18 protein-coding genes are annotated in these 20,119 nt (G+C 67.4%); 12 read left to right on the top strand and 6 right to left on the bottom strand.

Annotated features, from left to right (window positions below; all coding sequences use genetic code 11):
• Positions 1-28: 28 nt before the first annotated feature.
• Complete coding sequence (locus NA10_RS07360; protein ID WP_067564996.1) at positions 29-487, top strand: MarR family winged helix-turn-helix transcriptional regulator; 459 nt, start codon at positions 29-31, stop codon at positions 485-487.
• Positions 488-618: 131 nt separating this feature from the next.
• Here NA10_RS07360 and NA10_RS07355 read toward each other — a convergent pair whose 3' ends face one another.
• Together NA10_RS07355 and NA10_RS07350 are read right to left on the bottom strand one after the other, a co-directional pair.
• A complete protein-coding gene (locus NA10_RS07355) occupies positions 619-1,647 on the bottom strand; it encodes an alpha/beta hydrolase (protein ID WP_067564994.1) in 1,029 nt (342 codons plus the stop codon).
• Positions 1,648-1,836: 189 nt separating this feature from the next.
• Positions 1,837-2,715 carry a UTP--glucose-1-phosphate uridylyltransferase gene (locus NA10_RS07350; RefSeq protein ID WP_067564990.1) on the bottom strand — a complete coding sequence of 293 codons (879 nt, stop codon included), beginning with the start codon at positions 2,713-2,715 and terminating at the stop codon, positions 1,837-1,839.
• Positions 2,716-2,945: 230 nt separating this feature from the next.
• On the opposite strand from NA10_RS07350, the gene NA10_RS07345 reads away from it, so the two are divergent.
• From NA10_RS07345 to NA10_RS07335, 3 genes are all read left to right on the top strand, one after another.
• Positions 2,946-4,277, top strand: coding sequence for a DNA polymerase IV (locus tag NA10_RS07345; RefSeq protein WP_245677084.1), 1,332 nt, complete (start codon positions 2,946-2,948; stop codon positions 4,275-4,277).
• Between the two features lie 204 nt (positions 4,278-4,481).
• A complete protein-coding gene (locus tag NA10_RS07340; RefSeq protein WP_067564987.1) occupies positions 4,482-4,985 on the top strand; it encodes a WKL family lipoprotein in 504 nt (167 codons plus the stop codon).
• 102 nt (positions 4,986-5,087) lie between these two features.
• The gene (locus NA10_RS07335; protein WP_067564986.1) at positions 5,088-8,393 is read left to right on the top strand and encodes an arabinosyltransferase domain-containing protein; all 3,306 of its coding nucleotides are present in this window, start codon (positions 5,088-5,090) and stop codon (positions 8,391-8,393) included.
• A gap of 61 nt (positions 8,394-8,454) precedes the next feature.
• Here NA10_RS07335 and NA10_RS07330 read toward each other — a convergent pair whose 3' ends face one another.
• Positions 8,455-9,192: a hypothetical protein gene (locus tag NA10_RS07330; protein WP_084514394.1), complete on the bottom strand. Its 738-nt coding sequence runs from the start codon at positions 9,190-9,192 to the stop codon at positions 8,455-8,457.
• A 34-nt stretch (positions 9,193-9,226) separates the two neighbouring features.
• Positions 9,227-10,228, bottom strand: coding sequence for a hypothetical protein (locus NA10_RS07325; RefSeq protein ID WP_245677083.1), 1,002 nt, complete (start codon positions 10,226-10,228; stop codon positions 9,227-9,229).
• An 89-nt stretch (positions 10,229-10,317) separates the two neighbouring features.
• Between NA10_RS07325 and lspA the strand changes: the two genes are divergently transcribed.
• The 8 genes from lspA (at position 10,318) to NA10_RS07285 (ending at position 16,432) form a co-directional block, all read left to right on the top strand.
• Positions 10,318-10,944, top strand: a complete 627-nt coding sequence (gene lspA / locus NA10_RS07320; RefSeq protein WP_067565388.1) for a signal peptidase II — start codon at positions 10,318-10,320, stop codon at positions 10,942-10,944.
• Entirely contained in the window at positions 10,941-11,867 is a 927-nt protein-coding gene (locus NA10_RS07315) for an RluA family pseudouridine synthase (RefSeq protein WP_067564984.1), read from the top strand. Before lspA ends, NA10_RS07315 begins: the two co-directional genes overlap by 4 nt.
• A gap of 15 nt (positions 11,868-11,882) precedes the next feature.
• On the top strand, positions 11,883-12,575 hold the full coding sequence (locus tag NA10_RS07310) for a hypothetical protein (protein WP_157556173.1): 693 nt from the start codon (positions 11,883-11,885) through the stop codon (positions 12,573-12,575).
• Positions 12,576-12,911: 336 nt separating this feature from the next.
• On the top strand, positions 12,912-13,304 hold the full coding sequence (locus NA10_RS07305) for a hypothetical protein (RefSeq protein WP_067564982.1): 393 nt from the start codon (positions 12,912-12,914) through the stop codon (positions 13,302-13,304).
• Entirely contained in the window at positions 13,294-14,151 is an 858-nt protein-coding gene (locus NA10_RS07300) for a hypothetical protein (RefSeq protein ID WP_067564980.1), read from the top strand. Before NA10_RS07305 ends, NA10_RS07300 begins: the two co-directional genes overlap by 11 nt.
• A gap of 120 nt (positions 14,152-14,271) precedes the next feature.
• A complete protein-coding gene (locus NA10_RS07295; protein WP_245677082.1) occupies positions 14,272-14,709 on the top strand; it encodes a roadblock/LC7 domain-containing protein in 438 nt (145 codons plus the stop codon).
• An 11-nt stretch (positions 14,710-14,720) separates the two neighbouring features.
• Positions 14,721-15,092: a hypothetical protein gene (locus tag NA10_RS07290; RefSeq protein WP_067564978.1), complete on the top strand. Its 372-nt coding sequence runs from the start codon at positions 14,721-14,723 to the stop codon at positions 15,090-15,092.
• A gap of 428 nt (positions 15,093-15,520) precedes the next feature.
• A complete protein-coding gene (locus tag NA10_RS07285) occupies positions 15,521-16,432 on the top strand; it encodes an ADP-ribosylglycohydrolase family protein (RefSeq protein WP_067564976.1) in 912 nt (303 codons plus the stop codon).
• A gap of 89 nt (positions 16,433-16,521) precedes the next feature.
• Here the strand turns inward: NA10_RS07285 and NA10_RS07280 are convergent, their stop codons facing one another.
• Both NA10_RS07280 and NA10_RS07275 read right to left on the bottom strand, forming a co-directional pair.
• Positions 16,522-17,349 carry a PhzF family phenazine biosynthesis protein gene (locus tag NA10_RS07280; protein WP_067564974.1) on the bottom strand — a complete coding sequence of 276 codons (828 nt, stop codon included), beginning with the start codon at positions 17,347-17,349 and terminating at the stop codon, positions 16,522-16,524.
• Positions 17,350-17,495: 146 nt separating this feature from the next.
• Positions 17,496-20,009 (bottom strand): HAD-IC family P-type ATPase, encoded by a 2,514-nt coding sequence (locus NA10_RS07275; protein WP_067564973.1) that lies wholly within the window; start codon positions 20,007-20,009, stop codon positions 17,496-17,498.
• Positions 20,010-20,119: the final 110 nt, after the last annotated feature.

Raw genomic sequence — 20,119 nt, 5'->3', positions numbered from 1 at the left:
AACTATCTTTAAGTTGTACTATACAACTATGAAGACCGATTCGGCATTCCCGGGTGGTGCGGACCACGATCGCGCGGAGGCGATCGAGGTCATTCAGCGCGAGCTCACCGCCTTCGCGCGGCGGGCGCGCGGGCGTGCCGCCGAACTGCATCCGGAGCTGTCACTGGTGGCGTCGAGCATTCTGGATCTGGTCATCGAGCGGGATGGTTGCCTGGCCAGCGATCTGGCCGGTCATTTCCATCTCGACAAATCGACCATGAGTCGTCAGGTGGCGGCGCTGGAGCGGCTCGGGTACCTCGATCGGGAGGTCGACCCGGCCAATCGGCGCAATCATGTGCTGACCGCGACGGCCCAGGGGCGGCGGGTCGCGGGGGCCGCCGCGCGCAGTCGCTCCGCCGCCTTCGCGGATCGGCTGCGGGATTGGGATGATGCGGACATTGCACGCATGGCCGACTATCTGGTCCGTTACAACGCCGCCGACGAATAGTTGACGCGTGCTGAAACTGCCCGAGAACGTGCACGGCCCAGCCGATTTCACCGTCGACCCGGCCGGGCGCAATCTCCGGGTGCCCGCCATGCCGGACAATCGGCTGGTCATCGTCCCACTGCCGTAAGGGTTTACAGCTCCAGCCCCTTGGCCAGCACCGGCCAGGAGTCGCGCAGCGCATCCTGCCAGTAGCCCCAGGAGTGCGTGCCCGCCTGATTGATGTCGAAGGTGGCGGGAATCTCCAACTCCGCCAACTTGGTTTGCAGATTCCGCGCGCACCAGTCGCTGGCCGCCTCCAGAATGCCGCCCACCAGGAGCTGCTGCATGATGCCGCCGTCGGCGGGACCGAGGCTGCGCACATCGGTCAGATTGTCGTGCGGTCCGGGCAGGCCGCTGCCATTGGAGATGTAGAGATCGAGGCCGCGCAGATCCTCGGCGTGCAGGTACGGATCGTTCTCCGCCCACTCCGGATCGGTCTCGGGCCCATACATATTGGCTGGATTGCCGCCGCCGATGGAGACCACCAGTTCGGCGAATTTACGGCCGATCGGATCGCTGATCTGCGCGCACCCGCTGTACGCCGCCACCGCCCGATAGAGTCCGGGTTTGGCGATCGGCAATTGCAGCACCGAGGTGCCGGACATGGACATGCCGACGATGGCGCGTAATCCATTGGTGTTCAACGCCCCGTCGATGAGCGGGGGCAGTTCCTCGGTGAGGAAGGTCTTCCACTTGTTCACGCCCAGCCTGGGATCGTCCGCGCGCCAATCGGTGTAGTAACTGAACGCGCCGCCGATGGGCATGACCACATTCACGTTCTTGTCGGCGAAGAACTGGGTGGCATCGGTATTGCGCTTCCAGTTCGCCGTATCCTGGCCGCCGCCGGCGCCATTGAGCAGGTACAGCACCGGGCGCGGGACCGAGGCGTCGGCGGGGCGCTGCACCTCGATGGCGTATTCGGCGTCCATCGCGGCCGAGCGCACATGCAGGGTGAGGTTGTGCGCGTCCCGGATCTCGAAGTGCGTGATCCGGGAGCCGTCCTCGGAAACCGGTGTGCTGTAGAGGGTTGAGGTGCTGGTGATCGGGTCGGGCGGGGCCGCCGTAGCGGTCGCCGTGAGCGCGGTGACCGATCCGGTGAGCAGGCAGGCGGTGAGAGCCATTGCCCGCAGTGCCGTTCCGTGTGAAGAGGTAGAGCTGTGTAGCAACGATAGCGTTGAGCCGCGTAGCAAAACCGAACTCCCAAACTAGCCAGCAAGATCCAGCCTGGATGATCGCTGAATGTTGCCCGTGCGTTTCGGGTTTCGGCAAAAGTGACCCTGGCGTGTTTGGGACGCGTTCGGTGATCGGGATCAGTCGTTGACGATGCCGCGTAGCAGGGGACCGTACTCCGGATGCGCCAGCGCCGAGGCGAATTGGGCCACCAGGTAGTCCGCCGGATTGCCGGTGTCGTACCAGTTACCGCGAATCACCTGGCCGTACACCGGATTCGAGGCCGCGAAGATATTGATGGCATCGGTCAGGTACACCTCGCCGGTGCCGTGCGTGTACCAGTTGTCCACCTGGCGGCGCAGTTCGGCGATGATGCCCGGGGTGACCACGTAGCCGCCGATGGCCGCGTAGCTGGAGGGTGCGTCGGCGGGCTTGGGCTTCTCCTTCAGACCGCTGATGCGCATGAGTCCGTCGCCCTCGGTCTCCTCCACCACCGGGACGCCGTAGCGCTGGGATTCGGCCGGGTCCATCGGCATGAGGGCGAGCACCGGCGCGTCGGTCTTCTCGTAGGCGTCGATGAGCTGCTGGGCGCGCGGGACGCGGGCGACGAAGACGTCATCGGGCCAGAGCACCAGCATGGGTTCATCGCCGAGGGTGCGGGCGGCATTCAGTACGGGCGTGCCATTGCCGTAGGGGCCGTGCTGGTCCAGGTAGGTGATGTGGCCCTGGCGGCTCAGCTCGCCGACCTCTTCGACGGCGTCGGCGTAGGCGGCCTTACCGTCCGCGCGCAGCTGGGCGACGAGCGCCGGATTGGGGCGGAAGTGATCCTGGATCAAGGACTTTCCGCCGCTCACCACGATGGTGATATCGGTGATGCCGGACGCGACCAGTTCACGCACGGTGTGTTCGATGACCGGCTTGTCGCCGACCGGGAGCATCTCCTTCGGGATCGCCTTGGTGAGCGGCAGCAGGCGGGAGCCGATGCCTGCGGCGGGAATCACGGCCTTGCGAATCGTCATCTTCCGATCATCACACACCCGCCCGGCCGAACTTGTCGGTAGTGGCGCGTAGATTCGCGAGCGTGAACACCCCTGCCCACTCCGCCGCGGAGCGCATTGTGCCTGGTCGCAGCGCTTTTGCCGGGGTGCGCGCGGAAGGGGCGCGGGGCGTGGGCGGCGCGCCGGACTCGCAGTTAACTTCGAGCGGACACCCAGCGAACAGTCAGCGCGGTCGGCGCTGGGTGCTGCATATGGATATGGACGCCTTCTTCGCCTCGGTCGAGCAGTTGACCAGGCCGACGCTGCGCGGGCGGCCGGTATTGGTCGGCGGTATGGGCGGGCGCGGTGTGGTGGCGGGTGCGTCGTACGAGGCGCGGGTGTTCGGTGCGCGCTCGGCCATGCCCATGCATCAGGCACGGCGGCTGGTCGGCGGGAATGTGGTGGTGGTGCCGCCGCGCGGGGCGGTCTACGCCGAACTCAGCGGGCAGGTGTTCGAGGTGATGCGGTCGCGGATTCCGGTGCTGGAGACGCTCTCCTTCGATGAGGCGTTCGGTGAGCCCGCCGAATTGGCCGGTGCCACCGCCGAGGAGGTGCTGGCCTTCTGCGAGGAGTTGCGGGCGCTGGTGCGCGAGCGAACCGGACTGGTGGCCTCGGTGGGGGCGGGCAGCGGTAAGCAGCTCGCCAAGATCGCCTCGGATATGGCCAAACCCGATGGGGTGCGCGTGATCTCACCCGCCGAGCAGCAGCGATTTCTGTCGGCGCTGCCGGTGCGGCGGTTGTGGGGGATCGGGCCGGTGGCCGAAAGCCGTTTGCGCACACTGGGAATCGAGACGGTCGGCGCGCTGGCGGCGCTGCCGGAGTCCGAGGCGTCCTCGATTCTGGGTGGGGCCATGGGGGTAGCGCTGCATCGGCTGGCGCGGGGGATCGATGATCGGCCGGTGGCCGAGCGGGCCGAGGCCAAACAGATCAGCGCCGAGACCACCTATGAGACCGATATCGTCACGCTGCCGCAGTTGCGCCCGGCCATCGAGGCCATGGCCGCGCACGCGCATCGGCGGCTCATCGCCGACGGGCGGGCGGCGCGCACGGTGGTGCTCAAACTCAAACGCGCGGATATGAGTATCGTGACGCGGTCCTCGACGCTGCCCTATGCCACCGAGGATTTGGCCACGCTCAGCGCGGCGGCGCAGCGCTCGGCCGTCGATCCGGTGGAGTTGGGGCCGATTCGCCTGGTCGGCGTGGGTTTCGCGGGGCTGTCGGAGATTCGGCAGGAATCGCTGTTTCCGGAATTGGATCAGGTCGTCGACACCGGCGAATCGGTTTCGGAGGAGCCGACTTTGGGTGTCGCCGCGGGTCCGGTGCCCGAGGTGCCGCCCGCCACGCGGTCGTTCACCACCGAAACCTGGTATCCGGGACTGGATGTCGCGCATCCCGAATTCGGTCACGGGTGGGTGCAGGGGGCCGGGCACGGGGTGGTGACGGTGCGTTTCGAGACGCGCAGCACCGGCCCGGGTGCGGCGCGCACGTTCTCGGCCGGGGATCCGGCGCTGACACGGGCCGATCCGCTCGGCAGCCTGGGGTGAACGGCACGCGGACCGAACACCGGAGGTAAGGGACGATTACGTCAATTATGAGGATTCGGACTGAAAGTGCCGTCGCAGCGTGTTCGGAGTCGGCTTCGCACGGACCACGTTGGTAGCCTCTGTGTCGTCGTGCAGCGTCGCCGGTCGGGTTGTCGCGCTGACACGTTTGTCGAACGGACCTACTCGAACGTAAAGGACGAGCAGTTGAAGCTTCAGAAAACTGGACGTATCGCGGTCGCCACGCTGGCTGTCGTGACCGTACTCGGGCTGTCGGCGTGTGGCAGCGGTGACAAGAAGGAGAGCACCAAGCCCACGAAGACCTCTACCTCGCAGACATCGGCCGCGCAGAACAACTACCCGCCGGCGCCGACCGCGGCGGATCTGAACGCCGAACTGCAGAAGGCCCTGGACCCGAACGTTCCGGACTCGGAGAAGCTGGACCAGTTGCAGGGCGTCTCGGCCGATCCGAGCCTGCCGTCGCGGATGATCGAGGCGTACAAGCAGAATCAGGCCACCATCACCGTCACCGGCGTCACCGATCTGGGCAATGGCACGCTGACCGCCGACGCGCAGGTCGCCGTCGCCGGTGGTGCGCCGCAGAACGCCGTGGTGCCTTTCGTGGCCGAGGACGGCAAGTGGAAGGTCCAGAAGGAGTGGATCTGCAACATGCTGTCCCTCGCGAATCAGACCTCTCCGGCCTGCTCCTGAGTTTTCCCGCCCGAGCCCGTCGTCCCGCGTGGACGGCGGGCTCGGGCGCTGTGTGGGTACTCGGGAACGGATTATCAGGAACGCCCCTTAATATCGGCGATCGTGACCGACGTGATGGAGAAGGCGGGGCAGGATTCCGCCGGACGAACTGGGCCCGACACCGATCGACGAAGATACCGGGGATGGGAACGGTTGGTCGCCCTCATCGCGGGGTTGATCGCGGTGCTCGCGGCGATTGCGGTGCCGGTGCTGCCGGTGCGCATCGATGCGGCGACAATCGCTTGGCCGCAAGGGGATTCGGCGAAGAGCGTGGAAGCTCCGCTGATCTCGTACGCGCCGTTGACCTTCGACGCGACCGTTCCGTGCGCGGCGGCGGCACAGTTCGATTCACACGGCGGAACGCTGATCGCCACCGGTCCGAACGGTGCGCCGAATCGGGATAGATACGGTTTCGCCGCCCGTGTGACCGCTGCCACAACCGCGGCGGACGGTACGGTCACCCCCGGCAAATTCGAAGCGGTACTACAGGATCAGAGCCTGGTGAGCGTCCCCGTGGACCAGCTCCCGGCGGGCTGTGTGCTCACCGTGCACACCGAAATGACCAAGGCGACAGCCGTTCTCAGTGGTTCGGAGGTGGCGCCGGTCACCCTCGAAGGCGACTACCGCCCGCAGGTGGTCGGCTTCTTCACCGAACTTCCCACCCCGGACGGCGTCACCGCCACCGCGAAGGTGGACAGCCGCTTCTCCGCGCATCCCTCGCCGATCAAACGCATCGCCATATGGACCGCGGTGCTGGCCACCCTGCTCGCCCTGTTCGCCCTCTACCGCCTCGATCGGCTGGACGGCCGTCGCGCCCGCCGCTTCCTGCCCCAGCGCTGGTGGACCTTCTCGGTGGTCGACGCGGTGGTGCTGGGCACCCTGCTGCTGTGGCATTTCATCGGTTCCACCACCTCCGATGACGGCTACCAGTTCGGCATGGGCCGCACCTCGATTCACGCGGGCTATATGGCGAACTACTTCGCCTACTTCGGCGTCCCCGAAAACCCGGTCGGCACACCGTATTACGACCTGATCGGCCATCTCGCCGAGATCAGCGTGGCGAGCCCGTTCGTGCGCCTGCCCGCACTGCTGGCCGGTTTCCTGTGCTGGCTGGTGATCAACCGCGAGGTGATTCCGCGCCTGGGCGTGAGGATTCGCCGCAATCGGGTCGCGGTGTGGACGGGTGCGCTGGGCTTCCTAGCGGTCTGGCTGCCGTACAACAACGGTCTGCGCCCCGAGGCAATGGTCGCCCTCGGGGTCCTGCTGACCTGGGTTTCGGTGGAGCGCGCCATCGCCACCCGCCGACTGCTGCCGTACGGCGTCGCGATTCTGATCGGCGCGTTCAGCTGTACCGTCGGCCCGTCGGGCGTCATCTGTTTCGCGCCGCTGCTGGCCGGTATCCGCCCGATGTGGCGGGTGCTGGACGCGCGTGCGGCCGCGCTGAGCAAGCCGGTCCCCGAAGGCGCGAAGTTCGCGACCGTGCTGCGCACCCGCTTCGTCGCGTACCTCACCCTGACCGCCCCGCTGGTCGCCGCCGGAACCGTGGTGCTGGTCGCCATGTTCGGCGTGCAGACCCTGGCGGCCATGTTCGAGATGAGCCGCGTGCATTCGATCGTCGGCCCGAATGTGAAGTGGCCGGACGAATATCTGCGCTACCAGTACCTGTTCATGGTCACCATCGACGGTTCGGTGGCGCGCCGCTTCGGCATGTTCATGCTGTGGCTGGGTATGGCCGCGTGCGCGTTCGTGCTGTTGCGCAAGGGCGGCCGGATTCCGACGATCGCGTCGGGTCCGGCGCGCCGGGTGCTGGGCAGCACGGTCGGCGTCATGCTGCTGATGATGACCACACCTACCAAGTGGACCCACCACAACGGCATCTACGCCGGTCTGGCCGGTGTGATCGCGGTCATCGCGGCGGTTGCCGTGGGCCCCAGGGTCATGCGGTCGCCGCGCAATCGCGCGCTCTTCGCCTCCCTGGTGGCATTCCTGATGGCGATGACGTTCTCCAGCATGAATGGCTGGTGGTACGTATCGAATTGGGGTATCTCGTGGAATGACAAGATGCCGGTGATCGCGGGTGTCGGCGTGAACACACTGTTCCTGCTGGCCGCGGTGCTACTCCTGGTCCTGGCCGGATTCTGGCACGTGCGCGCCCCCGAGCCCGCTGCCCCGCACCGTGTTTCGCGCAATGCCTGGCGGGTGGCGGCGCTCTCGCCATTGACCGTCGTGGCCGCGTTCATGGTGGTGTTCGAGGTGGCCTCGTTCGCCAAATCAACTGTCGCGCGGTATCCCTCGTTCTCACTGGCGCGCTCCAATGTGGACGCGGTGATGGGGGAGCCGTGCGGTCTGGCACGTGATGTGCTGGTGGAGACCGATCCCAATGCGGGGCTGCTGCCACCGTTGACCGGTGATGCGTTCAGCACCTTCACCGCCGAGGCGAAGGGTTTCACCCCGGGCGGGGTGGCGACCGATATGCGCGCCGACGACGAGGTGGACACCAGTGCCATCACCACGACGCTGAACAGCAAGTCCAGTAACAGCGAGTCCGGAACCACCACCACCGCACTGCCTTTCGGCCTGGATCCGGAGAAGGTGCCGGTGCTGGGCAGCAATGGCAGTGCGGAGACGATCGCCACGCTCACCACGGGCTGGTACCGGCTGCCCGCCGAGAACGCCCGCGACGGCATTGTTGCCATTACGGCGGCCGGCCGGATCCGCTCGGTCGATCAGTACGGGGTGGTCACGCCCGGCCAGTCTGTCGAAATCGAGTACGGCGCAGCCGATTCCGCCGGTCAGGTGGAGCCGCAGGGGCGGATCACGCCCATCGATATCGGTCCCACGCCGACCTGGCGCAATCTGCGGGTGCCGTTCACCGATATCCCCGGCGCGGCCACCGCGATCCGCATTGTCGCCACCGATCGCAATCAGGACGGTAAGCAGTGGGTGGCGCTGACTCCGCCGCGTATCCCGCACACCCGGGTGCTACAGGACCTCATCGGCTCCACCCAGCCGGTGCTGCTGGATTGGGCGGTGGGCCTGCAATTCCCGTGCCAGCGGCCGTTCGATCACCGCTACGGCATCGTCGACGGTGTGCCCGGCTACCGCATCCTGCCGGATCGCGGTGGCGCGCGCGACACCAATCTGTGGGAGAACCACGACAGCGGCGGCCCGCTCGGCTGGAGCACCATGCTGCTGCGCCCGCACACCCTGGCCACCTACCTGAACAAGGATTGGCGACGCGATTGGGGTGAGCTGCAACAGTTCTCGCGCATCGACGACACCGCCATCCCGGTGCACCCGACCATCGCCCCCGAAACCCATTCGGGCCTATGGACTCCGGGCCGGATCAATGTGAACGGCTGGAAGTAGAAACACTCCGCCCCCGCTGAATCAGCGGGGGCGGAGCTTTTTCGGGGCTGTCGGGTGAGGGTTACGACGACGGTTCGCCGCGGAGCTTGCGTACCTGGGCCGTGGTCAGCGCCGTGAGTTGTTGCGGGTCGGGTTCTTTCGCGCCCGACATCGACAGCTGGACGACGGTGGAGCCGACCTGCGTCACCGTCACGGCCGAGTACAGCGTCAGCCCCTGGCTGGTGGTGTGCACGCGGAAAGCGAAGGAGGCGTCCCCGGATCCCGGCTGCTCCAGCCCGCCGACCTGGTATTCGACCTTGGTCCCGTCGGGATCGGTGCTGGAGTAGGTCACGCAGGCGCGCAACAGCGCCTGCACCGTCGAGAACGCCTGCCCGGCTCCGCCGTTCGCATAGGCGGCGGCGTCGATGTCGATACTGTCGAAGTCCGGTCCGCCGTACTGCGCGGCCGCGCGGGTGGCGGCATTGGTGGCCTGTGCGGCAATGGGCGCGAGCACCTTCGAGCACTGCGCCGGAACGGTATTGGTGCCCGCCCCGGTGGTGCTGCCGGTGGGCGGATCGCCGAGCGAGGTGTAGCCGCTCGGCAATTGCGACACCTCGAGCAGACTGTTCCGCAGCGCCGTCACATCCGGTACGGGCGCGCCCTCCTGCGTCTTGGGTTGCACCACCGGCCCCAGGGTCGGCAGGGCGGGCGCGGAATCATGCGAGCCGCAGGCGGTCAGCGTGAGGGCGGTGAGGCCGAGCAGTGCGGCCGCGGCGGTCCGTCCGCGTGGCCGATGCGTCGGAGTACGGGTGGCGGTCACGGCGCCATCATGCCCGGCGCGCCCGCCGCACGACTCAGGCGCCCCACTGCACCTGGGTGCGCAGGGTCTGGCTGAGCGTGACCGCGCTGTTCAGATCGCGGTAGCTCTGCTTGCCGCCCACCTGCACCGAGCCCGAAACGGGCAACGGCAGGCCGAGATCCACGGTGATCACACCGGTGCCGTGCATGAGGTAGTCCATGATCTCCAGCTGTCCGGCCTCATTGGGCAGATGCCAGACGGTGGATTTCGGGGTCTGCGTCACATCGAGTTCGATGGTGAGCAGATTGCCGTCGCGATGGGCGAGCGTCGCGGTGGTCACCTGCTCCAGCGGCACACTGCCGGAAACCTGTTGCCGCACCGTCCATATCGCACCCTCGCCGACGGGATCGTCCGGGAAGGCGATGGACTGGTACACGGCCTGATAGAACGACTGCTCGAGCGCCGCGCGCGCCACATCGGGCGTCGCGGGCTTGGGGGTGAGCCGCAGTGCGGTGATGGCCCCGAGTTCGCTGATATCGAATCCGGCATGCGATCCGTCGGCGGGCAGCAGCGCCTTGGCCAGGGCGGGATCGGGGGAGGTGACGGTGCCGAGAGTGAGCTCCACCCCGTCGGCGCCCGCGCGCGCGGTGAGCGGAATGGTCACCGCCGGCGGTGAGATATCGCGGACCGCCTGCGTGCCGATCTGCTGTTCGATGTGATGGTTGGTGCTGAGGGTGACCTGCTGGGTCGAGTTCGGTTCGAGCGCGGGCCGCAGCGTGGCGCGCGGTTCGGCGCCGGGATCAAGGACGGTGGTGGTCACCGCCGCGATCGGCATGGTGACCTCTTTGCCGAGTCCCAGCGGTTCCGCGCTGTCGGTTTCGGTGCTGGCCTCGGAGCCGTCGCTACAGCCGACCCCGAAGGCCGACAGGGTGACCGCCAGCACCAGGAGTAGGACGCCGGATCGCGTGGCGCGCTGTCCCGGCCGGGCTCGGCCGGGGGAACCGGTACAGCGTGCGGTGGCGTTCGCCGAGCTGGGGGATGAAGACAACACCGTCACGTCGAACAGGTTACGGCCACTTCCTGATAATCAGCTTGGGATGCGGGCGCGGCGTCCGGTCAACGGTCACCCGATGGCCATAGGGAATGATGTCAAGGGTGAGTACCGACCGGCCGCGCGAATCCGGCACAGACGAACCAGACGAGTCGCCAGCAGATAGCGCCCCCCTCGGCACCCCGAAACCGGCCGCCGCCCAGCCGTTGCGGCTGCGGACGCTGCTGATCGTGGCCGCGGTGCTGCTCGGTCTGGATCTGCTGACCAAGACCCTCGTGGTCGCCAAGATGACACCGGGCCATCCGATCTACCTCATCGGCGATTGGCTGCGGCTGACCCTGGTGCGCAACCCGGGCGCGGCGTTCTCGATGGCGACCGGGATGACCTGGCTGCTGACGCTGGTCGCGGCGGCCGTGGTGATCGGTGTGATCCGGATCGGGCGCACCATGCGCTCGCTGCCGTGGGCGATCGGGCTGGGCATGGTGCTCGGTGGCGCGCTGGGCAATCTGATCGACCGGTTGTTCCGGGCGCCCGGCCCGCTCCAGGGTCATGTGGTGGATTTCGTGGCGGTCGGCTGGTGGCCGGTCTTCAATGTCGCGGATTCGGCGATTGTTTGCGGTGCGGTACTGCTGGTGGCGTTGACGGTGTTCGGTTTCGAACCCGATGGCACGCGTGCGCACCGGCACGAGGAGGACGAGAGCGCGGAGGAGAAGACCGTATGAGGGAAACCCGCAGTATGCCCGTGCCGGACGGACTGGACGGCATGCGTGTCGATGCCGGACTCTCCCGGTTGCTGGGCCTGTCGCGCACGGCGGTGGCCGCCATGGCTGAGGAGGGCGCGGTCCAACTGGACGGTGTGGCCGCCGGCAAGTCCGACAAATTGACCGCGGGTACCTGGCTCGAGGTCGAATTCCCCGAGCCCAAGCGGGAACTCACCGTCGAGGCGACGCCGGTCGACGGTATGAAGATCCTCTACGCGGACGATGACATCGTCGCGGTGGACAAGCCGGTGGGCGTGGCCGCGCACACCGGCGTCGGCTGGTCCGGCCCGACCGTGGTGGGTGGGCTGGCGGCCATGGGCTACCGCATCTCCACCTCCGGCGCGCATGAACGCCAGGGCATCGTGCACCGCCTGGACGTGGGCACCTCCGGTGTGATGGTGGTGGCGCAGTCCGAGCACGCGTACACGGTGTTGAAGCGCGCGTTCAAACAGCGCACCGTGGACAAGCGCTATCACGCGCTGGTGCAGGGACATCCGGATCCCAGCAGCGGCACCATCGACGCACCCATCGGCCGGGCGCGCGGAAACGACTGGAAGTTCGCGGTCACCGCCGACGGCCGTCCCAGCGTCACGCACTACGACACCGTCGAGGCCTTCCAAGCCGCGAGCCTGCTGGACATCCACCTGGAAACCGGTCGCACACACCAGATCCGGGTGCACTTCTCCGCCGTCCGGCACCCCTGCTGCGGCGACCTCACCTACGGCGCGGACCCCCGCCTGGCCGATCGCCTCGGCCTGGAACGTCAGTGGCTACACGCTCGCCAACTCGGCTTCAACCATCCGGCAGACGGCCGCTGGATCGAGATCACCAGCGAATACCCCGCCGATCTCGCACACGCCCTGGACGTCCTGCGCACACACTGAGTTCGGGAGTAGCTCGTGCACGTCGGTGCGGCGGTAGCCGGTTTCACACGCGACCCCCGGGCGCGCCGCGTGGTGGGCTGGACGGTCGTGGCCGCCCTGGTGATTCTGATCCTGGTGCTGGGGTGGGCGATTCCGCCGCGGGCGGCGATCATCTCCACCGATCGGCTGGGGCCGGAGAACAATGAGCCGGTGCCGGAGTATCTGGCGCGGGCGGGGGACACCCTGGGCGGCAACGACGTTGCGGGGCATTGGGCGCTGATCTCTTTCACCGCAGGGATTTCGGCCGATCGGATCCCGGAATACAGTGGTGGACTGCGTATTTCGGATGCGATCTATCACGTGGCGATCGATCGGGTGGCCACGCCGGTCATCGATATGCCGCTGCCCGCGGGCGAGGCAGTCGCGACGGCCTCGCAGCGGTCCGCCGCCGCGGCGGTGCGTGCGACACCCGCCTACGACGACCGCGGCATGCGCACCAACGCGGTGGTGGCCGCCCGCCTCGCCGCGAACTGCCCCTGCCTGGTCGGCCTGGTGGTGTACGGCACGCTGCCGGACCTCCGAAACCTCGCCGCCCACCCCGGAGTTCGCGCCGTCGAAGCCCTCCCCGCCGATGCCTCGGCCGCCGTCTTCGCCATCGCCCCCCTGCTCCCCGAACACCAAACCCTCGCAGGCCCCGGCCCCAACGACGGCCCGGTCCCCGACAACTAGTCCCTCTCCGACGTCGATGCGCTCACGCGGGAATCCTCTCGACGTTTCACCCGCGTAGTCACATGCACATCACTATTGCCTGTGCCGGTCGGTAGGTGGGCGGTCCGGCGGCGTGAGGTTTGCTGACGGGGTGGATTCAGCAAACAATTCGAGTGAATATTGCATTTCGAATGTTGTTGATACCAGCGGGTATTCAGTACCGGGAGGTATTCTTCGCGGATTTACGCGGCGAATTCTTTGTCCGCCCGTAATTCTCGCGCAATCGGCGTACGGTCGGCGTCGCGCGTGTGTAGCGTCTGGAACTCGAAAAGGCTTATCTGACAAAGCGGTGACGCAGTGATCGGTATTGACGGCTGTCTGCAACGGATCATGGATATTCCGGGTGCGCGCAGTGTGACGCTGGTGGATGGCGCCAGCGGGCTCGCGGTAGCGGGGGCGGGGCGGCAGGACCCTCTCGATCAGCATGAGGATGCCGCGGCTAGCACCGATGTGGTGCGCGCGGTGCTCGGTTGCCCGGCGCTGACAAGTGGCCGGGACGACGATGACATCTCCGAGATCATCGTCTGCGGGACGCACGGGTACCACCTGTTGAATCTCGTCAAGGGGGACTTCGACGGGCGACTCTTCGTCCATGTGCTCTTCGATGACGAAACCGGAAATCTTGGTATGGCCCGATTCCGCCTGCGTGGAATTCTGGCCGAATTCACCGAGGGCGGTCATGAGCGCTGAACTCGCAAGTGAATTGCGGAGATTGGCGGCGGAGCGCTCCACCGGGGTGCTGCACGCGGGGGACGGCGCATTCCATATCGCCGAGGGTGCGATCGCCGGCGCCGATTGCCGCCGGACTACTGGACTCGATCGACTGGTCGTCGAGGCGGGTGTGGCGACCCCAGAGGAGTGGCGGCGGGCCGAGTCCGGGGAGTTCGGTGCGCTGCTGCGCCGACCGCAGCTCGAAACCCTGGCGCTGCTCGCGGTTTTCGATGCCGCCTATTTCCTGCTCGCCGAACCGGTGGTCCCCGAATTCCGGCCCGCGCCGCCGCACTGGTTGGCCCCGATCTGCCGGATCGATCCGCCCGCCGTGGTGCGGGAGTGCACGCGCCGTGGCGATCCCGAATCCGGGCCGTGGCCGGTGGCGCTGGTCGATCGCGCCCCCGTGGTCCCGGCTCGCCGTATTCCGCGCCGCCGGGTCGTACTCACCGGCGGGCAGGCCGAACTGCTCGCCGCCGCCGATGCCCGGCGCAGCATCACCGTGATCGCGAATGATTTGGGCCGCACCACCTACGGCTGTCTCACCGCGGTCCGCGAGCTCACCGCGGCCGGATTGATCGAACCCCCGGTACCGGCTCGCGCACCGAAACACGCGGCCGAGCCCGCGACGCGCGCGATGCCCGCGCCACAGGCGCACGAATCGAAGGTGGCGGAATTGATCGCGCTACCGCGTCCGGGCGGTCCGCCCGCACAGCTTCCCCGCCGCCGAACACGTTCGGGTACACCGACTCCGGTGCCGGAACGCTGGAAACCCATCGACCGTGAGGTGCTCGTCCGGGTGCGGGCGGCACTGGAGGAGCTGGCATGACCGTGCGGAGGCCGCGCTCGAACGAGCGCAGGGTATTCGGCGGACGGACTGGGAGGCGGCCTTGGAGGAGCTGGTGTGACCGCGCGCAGGAGGCGGCTCGGCGAAATGATGGGAAGAAGGATGACGAAGGTGGCGACCACGCGACCCGAACCGAATACCGTGCTGGTGACTCAGCTGAAGTCGCTGCGGGAGAGCATCCCCCGGCTGACCGGAACGCTGGTGGCCTCGACCGACGGGCTGCTCATCGCACACGATCTGCCGCCGCATATCGAACCCACCGGGATGGCCGCGCTCACCGCATCCCAGCTCTCGCTCTCGCACCGGCTGGCCACCACCGCGCACGGGGGCGGATTCCACGAGGTCGTGGTGCACGGCTCCGGCGGATACGTGGTCATCTACGCGGCCGGTTGGACCGCCTCGCTGACGGTGCTGGCGGGTCCGGAGGTGAATGTGGGCCGCCTGCATCTGGAGTCGCGTCCGGTCGCGCGGGCCATAGCCGAAGAACTCACCGCCTTGGCGAACAACGTCAAGCGCACCCCGAAGAAGAACACCGATTGAAAGGAAAGGCCATGTCCAACATGGATATCGCACTGAAGGACATGATGGTGATCGACGGCGCGGTCGGCGCCGCCGTGGTCGACTACAACAGCGGGATGGCGCTGGGCATGCTCGGCAGCTCCAAGGCGCTGGATCTGCAGGTCGCCGCCGCCGGCAATACCGAGGTGGTGCGCGCCAAGATGCGCACCATCGAACAGCTCGGCATCAATGAGGATATCGAGGACATTCTCATCACCCTCGGCAACCAGTACCACATCATCCGGCCCATGACCGGCCGCAAATCCAAGGGTCTGTTCCTCTACCTCGCCTTGGACCGCGGCCGCGCCAATCTCGCCATGGCCCGCCACCGCCTCCGGGGCATCGAGGAGGAGCTGGAGGTCTGACTCGCTCCCGACCCCGGCGGAGGCGGCCGCCGAGGTGCGGAGGTCCGCGACGACCGATGCGGTGGGGTCGGTCGGGACCACGGGCGGTGCGCGACCGCCCGCGGGGTGGTGTGCATCATGGAAACCCCTCGTTCACCGTGATGCCACACTTCGCCCGATCGGTGGTGCGCGGCATCATCTTTCGATGATTCCGCCCCGGAGGCACATCACCGCGAACCGGTGGCAAACCTCCGGCATCCACGGTATGGTCCGCCCCGGCCGCGCAGTATCGGACATATGCCCTAATTGACGGGGGAGGCAGCCCGTCGAGAAACCGCTGTCTTCCGCGGCCGCGGGCACGCTCGCCATGCTGTGAGAGATACCGTGGCAGGAGAGTCGTCCGTGCGAGAGTGGTGGGCGACCGGAATGCCGAGAGGGGCTGGGAACGGATGGAACTGACTACGGAGCAGGCGGATCGCGCGGCCGGGGTGCTGTTGGGTACCGCGGCGGGCGATGCGCTGGGCGCGGGCTACGAGTTCACCCATCCCGGACCCGAGGTCGTGATCGAGATGAAGGGCGGCGGGAGTTTCGGCTGGGCCCCGGGGGAGTGGACCGACGACACCGCCATGGCGATCGGCGTGGCGCGTGCGGCGGCCGCGGTCGGCAATGTGCACGAGGAGGCCGGGCTCGATGCGGTGGCCGCGGAGTTCATCGCCTGGTGGGATTCCAAACCGGCCGATGTCGGCTTCCAGACCAGTCAGGTATTGCAGTGGCGCAGCAAGTCCGGGCGCGAGATGCAGGTGCACGCGCATGAGCTGGGCGGTCTGAAGGCGGGCAATGGTTCGCTCATGCGCACCGCCCCGGTGGCGCTGGCCTACCTGGATGACGAACCGCACTGCGCCAAGGCCGCGGCCGTGGTCAGCTCGCTCACGCACTACGATATGCAGGCCATGCAGGCGTGCAAGATCTGGACGCTCGCCATCCGGCACGCGGTGCTGTACGGCACCTATGACGGTCTGCGGCAGGCGCTTTCGATTGTGGACGCCGGATTCTGGGGCCCGCTGCTGGACAAGGCCGAGTGCGGCACCCCCGCGGACTTCCCCAAGAACGGCTGGGTGGTGCACGCCCTGCAGACGGCCTGGTGGGCCATTACGCACGCCGACACCCTGCCCGCCGCACTGGAACTCGCGGTCCGCGCGGGCGGTGACACCGACACCACCGCCGCCATCGCCGGTGGTCTGCTCGGCGCGCGCTGGGGCGCTTCGGCCATTCCACGGGAGTGGCGCGACACACTGCACGGCTACCCGGGTTACCGGGAAGCCGATCTCCTGGAGCTCACCACCCGCATCGTGCATCGCTGACGGCGTTATCGTGGTGCGCATCCCGGCTACCACCGCGCGGGGATGACGAGGGCGGCACCGGTTCGCGTGCGGCCCCCGCGCCGAAAGCCTCAGTCCGCCAGGCGAACCACGCCGTCCAGATAGCGGCGGCAGCGCCCGGCCAATCGGACGCGGTCGCCGCTGAGGGTGCAGCGCAGCGCCCCGCCGCGCGCGGAGAGCTGGCGGGCGGAAAGCGTGGTGCGCCCGAGCTCACGACTCCACAGCGGCATGAGTTGCGCGTGCGCGGAGCCGGTGACGGGATCCTCGGGAATGCCCTGTCCGGGTGCGAAGAACCGGGAGACGAAGTCGGCTTCCTCCCCGGCGGCGGTGAGAATGGCCCCGCGGTGCATGCGCGGGAATTCGGAGAAGTTCGGATTCGCCTCGCGCACTTCATGTTCGGAGGTCACCATGAGCACCACGTCGACCCCGGCGTAGGCGCGCAGCGGCCGCACCCCCAGCGCCTTGGCCAGTGTCCGCGGAAGTTGTTCGTGCACATCGATCTCCACCGAGGCGGCGCTGGGCAGATCCAGCACCAGATCATCGCGATCGCGATCCACCCGCAACCAGCCACTGCGGGTATAGAAGTGCACGCGGTCCGCCCCGGGATGCATATCGTCCAGAATCTGCGCGGCGGCGGCGAGCGTGGCATGACCGCAGAGGTCGACCTCGGTGGCGGGGGTGAACCAGCGCAGATGGTATGCGGGCGAATTGTCCGGCGCGGCACCGGCGTCGGGCGGTAGCGCGGAGGTGTAGAAGGCCGTCTCGGCGAGATTGTTCTCCTCGGCGAGGTGTTGCAGCAGCTCATCCGGCAGCCAGGACAGCAGCGGCATGACAGCGGCGGGATTGCCCGAGAACGGTGCGTCCGCGAACGCGTCGATCTGGTGCAGCAGGACCTCCATGCGGCCCAAGGTACCTCGCGAGTCAAAGAACGTCCCGGACAAGGCAGTTCACCGGCGAGCCAAACCATGCGACCAGTTTGGATGTTATGAAAGCGGCGGCGCACCGAGTCGGTGCGCCGCCGCCGTAGCCCGGAATACGGTCGGGATCAGTCCTTTTCGCCGGGCGCGCCGGGCAGCAGATGCGGTGTCTCGCCCTGCGATTTCGCGCTCACCCACCACGCCACCTCGACCAGCACGATGCCGATCGCACCGCAGACGATCGCCGCGGTGGTCAGGGCGATATTGCTCGGATCGAGTTTGAAGAAGTGCCGGGTGAACGGCACCGCGAACAGAATCAGGTATCCCACAACGGAACCCGCGACCAGCAGCATCTTCCACCAGTTCCACGGCCGCGCCACGATGGCCAGCACCCACACCGCGATGATCAGCAGCGTGATGAGCGCGGTGGTGCCCGCCTGCACCTTGGCGGTCTCGCCCGCATCGGGCCCCTTGTAGGCGATCAGATACGCGATGAAGGTCATGACGCCGATGACCAGCCCGGACGGAATCGCCAATCGCATCACGCGCCCGACGAATCCGGTGCGCGCCCGCTCATTGTTCGGCGCGAGCGACAGAATGAAGGCCGGAATGCCGATGGTGAACCACGCCGCGATGGTCACATGCCGGGGCAGGAACGGATAGCCGATCGCCTTGTAATGGAAGATCTGCGAGCCGATCCCCGCGATGCCCACCAGGAAGGCCAGCACCACCGAGTACACGGTCTTGGTGAGGAACAGATTCGAGACGCGCTCGATATTGCCGATCACCCGGCGGCCCTCGCCCACCACATAGGGCAGCGTCGCGAACTTGTTGTCCAGCAGCACAATCTGCGCCACCGAGCGGGTGGCCGGACTGCCCGAGCCCATGGCCACGCCGATATCGGCATCCTTGAGCGCGAGCACATCGTTCACACCGTCACCGGTCATGGCGACGGTATGCCCGCGCGATTGCAGCGCGGAGACCATGGCGCGCTTCTGATCCGGGCGCACCCGGCCGAAGACGGTCTTGTGTTCGAGCACATCGGCGAGCTCGTTCTGATCGCTCGGCAGGGTGCGGGCGTCCACCGGATCCGCGCCGCCCGCCATGCCGAGCGAGGACGCGACCGCGCCCACGGAGACCGCATTGTCGCCGGAGATGACCTTGGTGGAGACGTGCTGCGATCCGAAGTAGTCCAGGGTCTGCTTGGCGTCGGGCCGCACCCGCTGCTCCAGCACCACCAGCGCCGCCGGTGTCACCTGACCCGGCGCGTCGGCGGCGTCGACCGGTCGGTCACTGCTCGCGAGCAGCAGGACGCGCAACCCCTGCGCGCCGATATCCTGTGCGACGGCGGCGGTTTCGGAGTTCGGATCGAGCAGTACGTCCGGTGCGCCGAGCAGCCAGTTGCCGTGCTCGCCGTAGGAGAAGCCACTCCATTTCTTGGCCGAGGAGAACGGCGCGATGCCGCTGGGCTTCCAGCCGGGCGTATTCGGCAGTGCCTCGGCAATGGCCGCCACGCTGGCATTGGGCCGCGGATCATCCGACGCCATGGCCGCCAGCACGCGGGCCAATTCGTCAGCGCCGGTAGCCGATTCGCCACCCGACGCGGGTGCGGCAGTCCGCGCTGAACCGTCGTTCGCGGCGGAGAGTTTCAGCCCCTCGGCTACACCGTCCGCGCTCACCGGCCGAATCTCGCTGAGCCGCATACCGTTCTCGGTGAGCGTGCCGGTCTTGTCCGCGCAGACCACGTCCACGCGCGCCAGACCCTCGATGGCGGGCAGCTCCTGCACCAGGCACTGCCGCCGCCCGAGGCGTACCACGCCGACCGCGAAGGCGATGGAGGTCATCAGCACCAGGCCCTCGGGGACCATGGGCACCAGCGCCGCGACCATGCCGTTGACGGCGGGCCGCCAGGATTCCTTACTGGAGACCAGCTGGTTGTAGATCGACAGCAGTCCCGCCGGAATCAGCAGGTACGTAATGACTTTCAGAATGGTGTCGATACCGTTGCGCAGTTCGGAATTGACCAGGGTGAACTTGCTGGCCTCATCGGCGAGCTTGGCGGCGTAGGCGTCCTTGCCGACCTTGGTGGCCCGGTACGCGCCGCTGCCGGAGACCACGAAACTGCCCGACATGACCGGTCCCGCAACGGTTTTGTCGATGGGATCGGCCTCACCGGTGAGCAGTGATTCGTCGACCTCGAGGAGTTCGGCTTCGATGACCTCGCCGTCGACCACGATCTGATCGCCCGGCCCGAGTTCGATGATGTCGCCGAGCACGATCTCCTGCGGTGCCACCTTGGCGGCCTTGCCGTCGCGCCGCACCACCGGCTGCGCCTGGCCGAAAATGGCCAACTGGTCCAGGGTCTTCTTGGCGCGAACCTCCTGAATGATGCCGACCGCGCTGTTGGCGATAATGAGCAAACCGAACATGCCGTCGATAATCGATCCGGTCGCCAGCACCAGAATGAACAGCACGCCGAGTATCGCGTTGATGCGCGTGAAGATATTCGCCTTGACGATGTCCCGGACCGAGCGCGAGGCCCGCTCGGGAACATCATTGGTGAGCCCGTCGCGGCGTCGTTGCTCCACCTCCGCGGAGGTGAGGCCCGTCGCGGGTGTCGCTGCCTGTGCGGTGATCGACATGATCGACAGCCTAGAGGTTTGCTTGTCATTAACCGAGTTTCCGCAGGTGGGCCGTGCGCGCGTCGGCAAAGCGGACTTACGGGGCGGATGTCCGATAGTCGCTCGGTCGT

Origin of the sequence: Nocardia acidivorans NBRC 108247, from assembly GCF_001625085.1 — a bacterium.
Taxonomy (GTDB): domain Bacteria; phylum Actinomycetota; class Actinomycetes; order Mycobacteriales; family Mycobacteriaceae; genus Nocardia; species Nocardia acidivorans.
Note: the sequence above shows the minus strand (reverse complement) of the source record. Positions and strands in the feature narration are given on the sequence as shown.

What these genes read in the sequence shown, in the direction of transcription:
- NA10_RS07290 (WP_067564978.1), top strand. Translation starts at nt 14,721, where the DNA reads ATGTCCAACATGGATATCGCACTGAAGGACATGATGGTGATCGACGGC.
- lspA (WP_067565388.1), top strand. Translation starts at nt 10,318, where the DNA reads ATGTCAAGGGTGAGTACCGACCGGCCGCGCGAATCCGGCACAGACGAA.
- NA10_RS07345 (WP_245677084.1), top strand. Translation starts at nt 2,946, where the DNA reads ATGGATATGGACGCCTTCTTCGCCTCGGTCGAGCAGTTGACCAGGCCG.
- NA10_RS07295 (WP_245677082.1), top strand. Translation starts at nt 14,272, where the DNA reads ATGACGAAGGTGGCGACCACGCGACCCGAACCGAATACCGTGCTGGTG.
- NA10_RS07280 (WP_067564974.1), bottom strand. Translation starts at nt 17,349, where the DNA reads ATGGAGGTCCTGCTGCACCAGATCGACGCGTTCGCGGACGCACCGTTC.
- NA10_RS07300 (WP_067564980.1), top strand. Translation starts at nt 13,294, where the DNA reads ATGAGCGCTGAACTCGCAAGTGAATTGCGGAGATTGGCGGCGGAGCGC.
- NA10_RS07315 (WP_067564984.1), top strand. Translation starts at nt 10,941, where the DNA reads ATGAGGGAAACCCGCAGTATGCCCGTGCCGGACGGACTGGACGGCATG.
- NA10_RS07285 (WP_067564976.1), top strand. Translation starts at nt 15,521, where the DNA reads ATGGAACTGACTACGGAGCAGGCGGATCGCGCGGCCGGGGTGCTGTTG.
- NA10_RS07275 (WP_067564973.1), bottom strand. Translation starts at nt 20,009, where the DNA reads ATGTCGATCACCGCACAGGCAGCGACACCCGCGACGGGCCTCACCTCC.
- NA10_RS07360 (WP_067564996.1), top strand. Translation starts at nt 29, where the DNA reads ATGAAGACCGATTCGGCATTCCCGGGTGGTGCGGACCACGATCGCGCG.
- NA10_RS07355 (WP_067564994.1), bottom strand. Translation starts at nt 1,647, where the DNA reads ATGGCTCTCACCGCCTGCCTGCTCACCGGATCGGTCACCGCGCTCACG.
- NA10_RS07350 (WP_067564990.1), bottom strand. Translation starts at nt 2,715, where the DNA reads ATGACGATTCGCAAGGCCGTGATTCCCGCCGCAGGCATCGGCTCCCGC.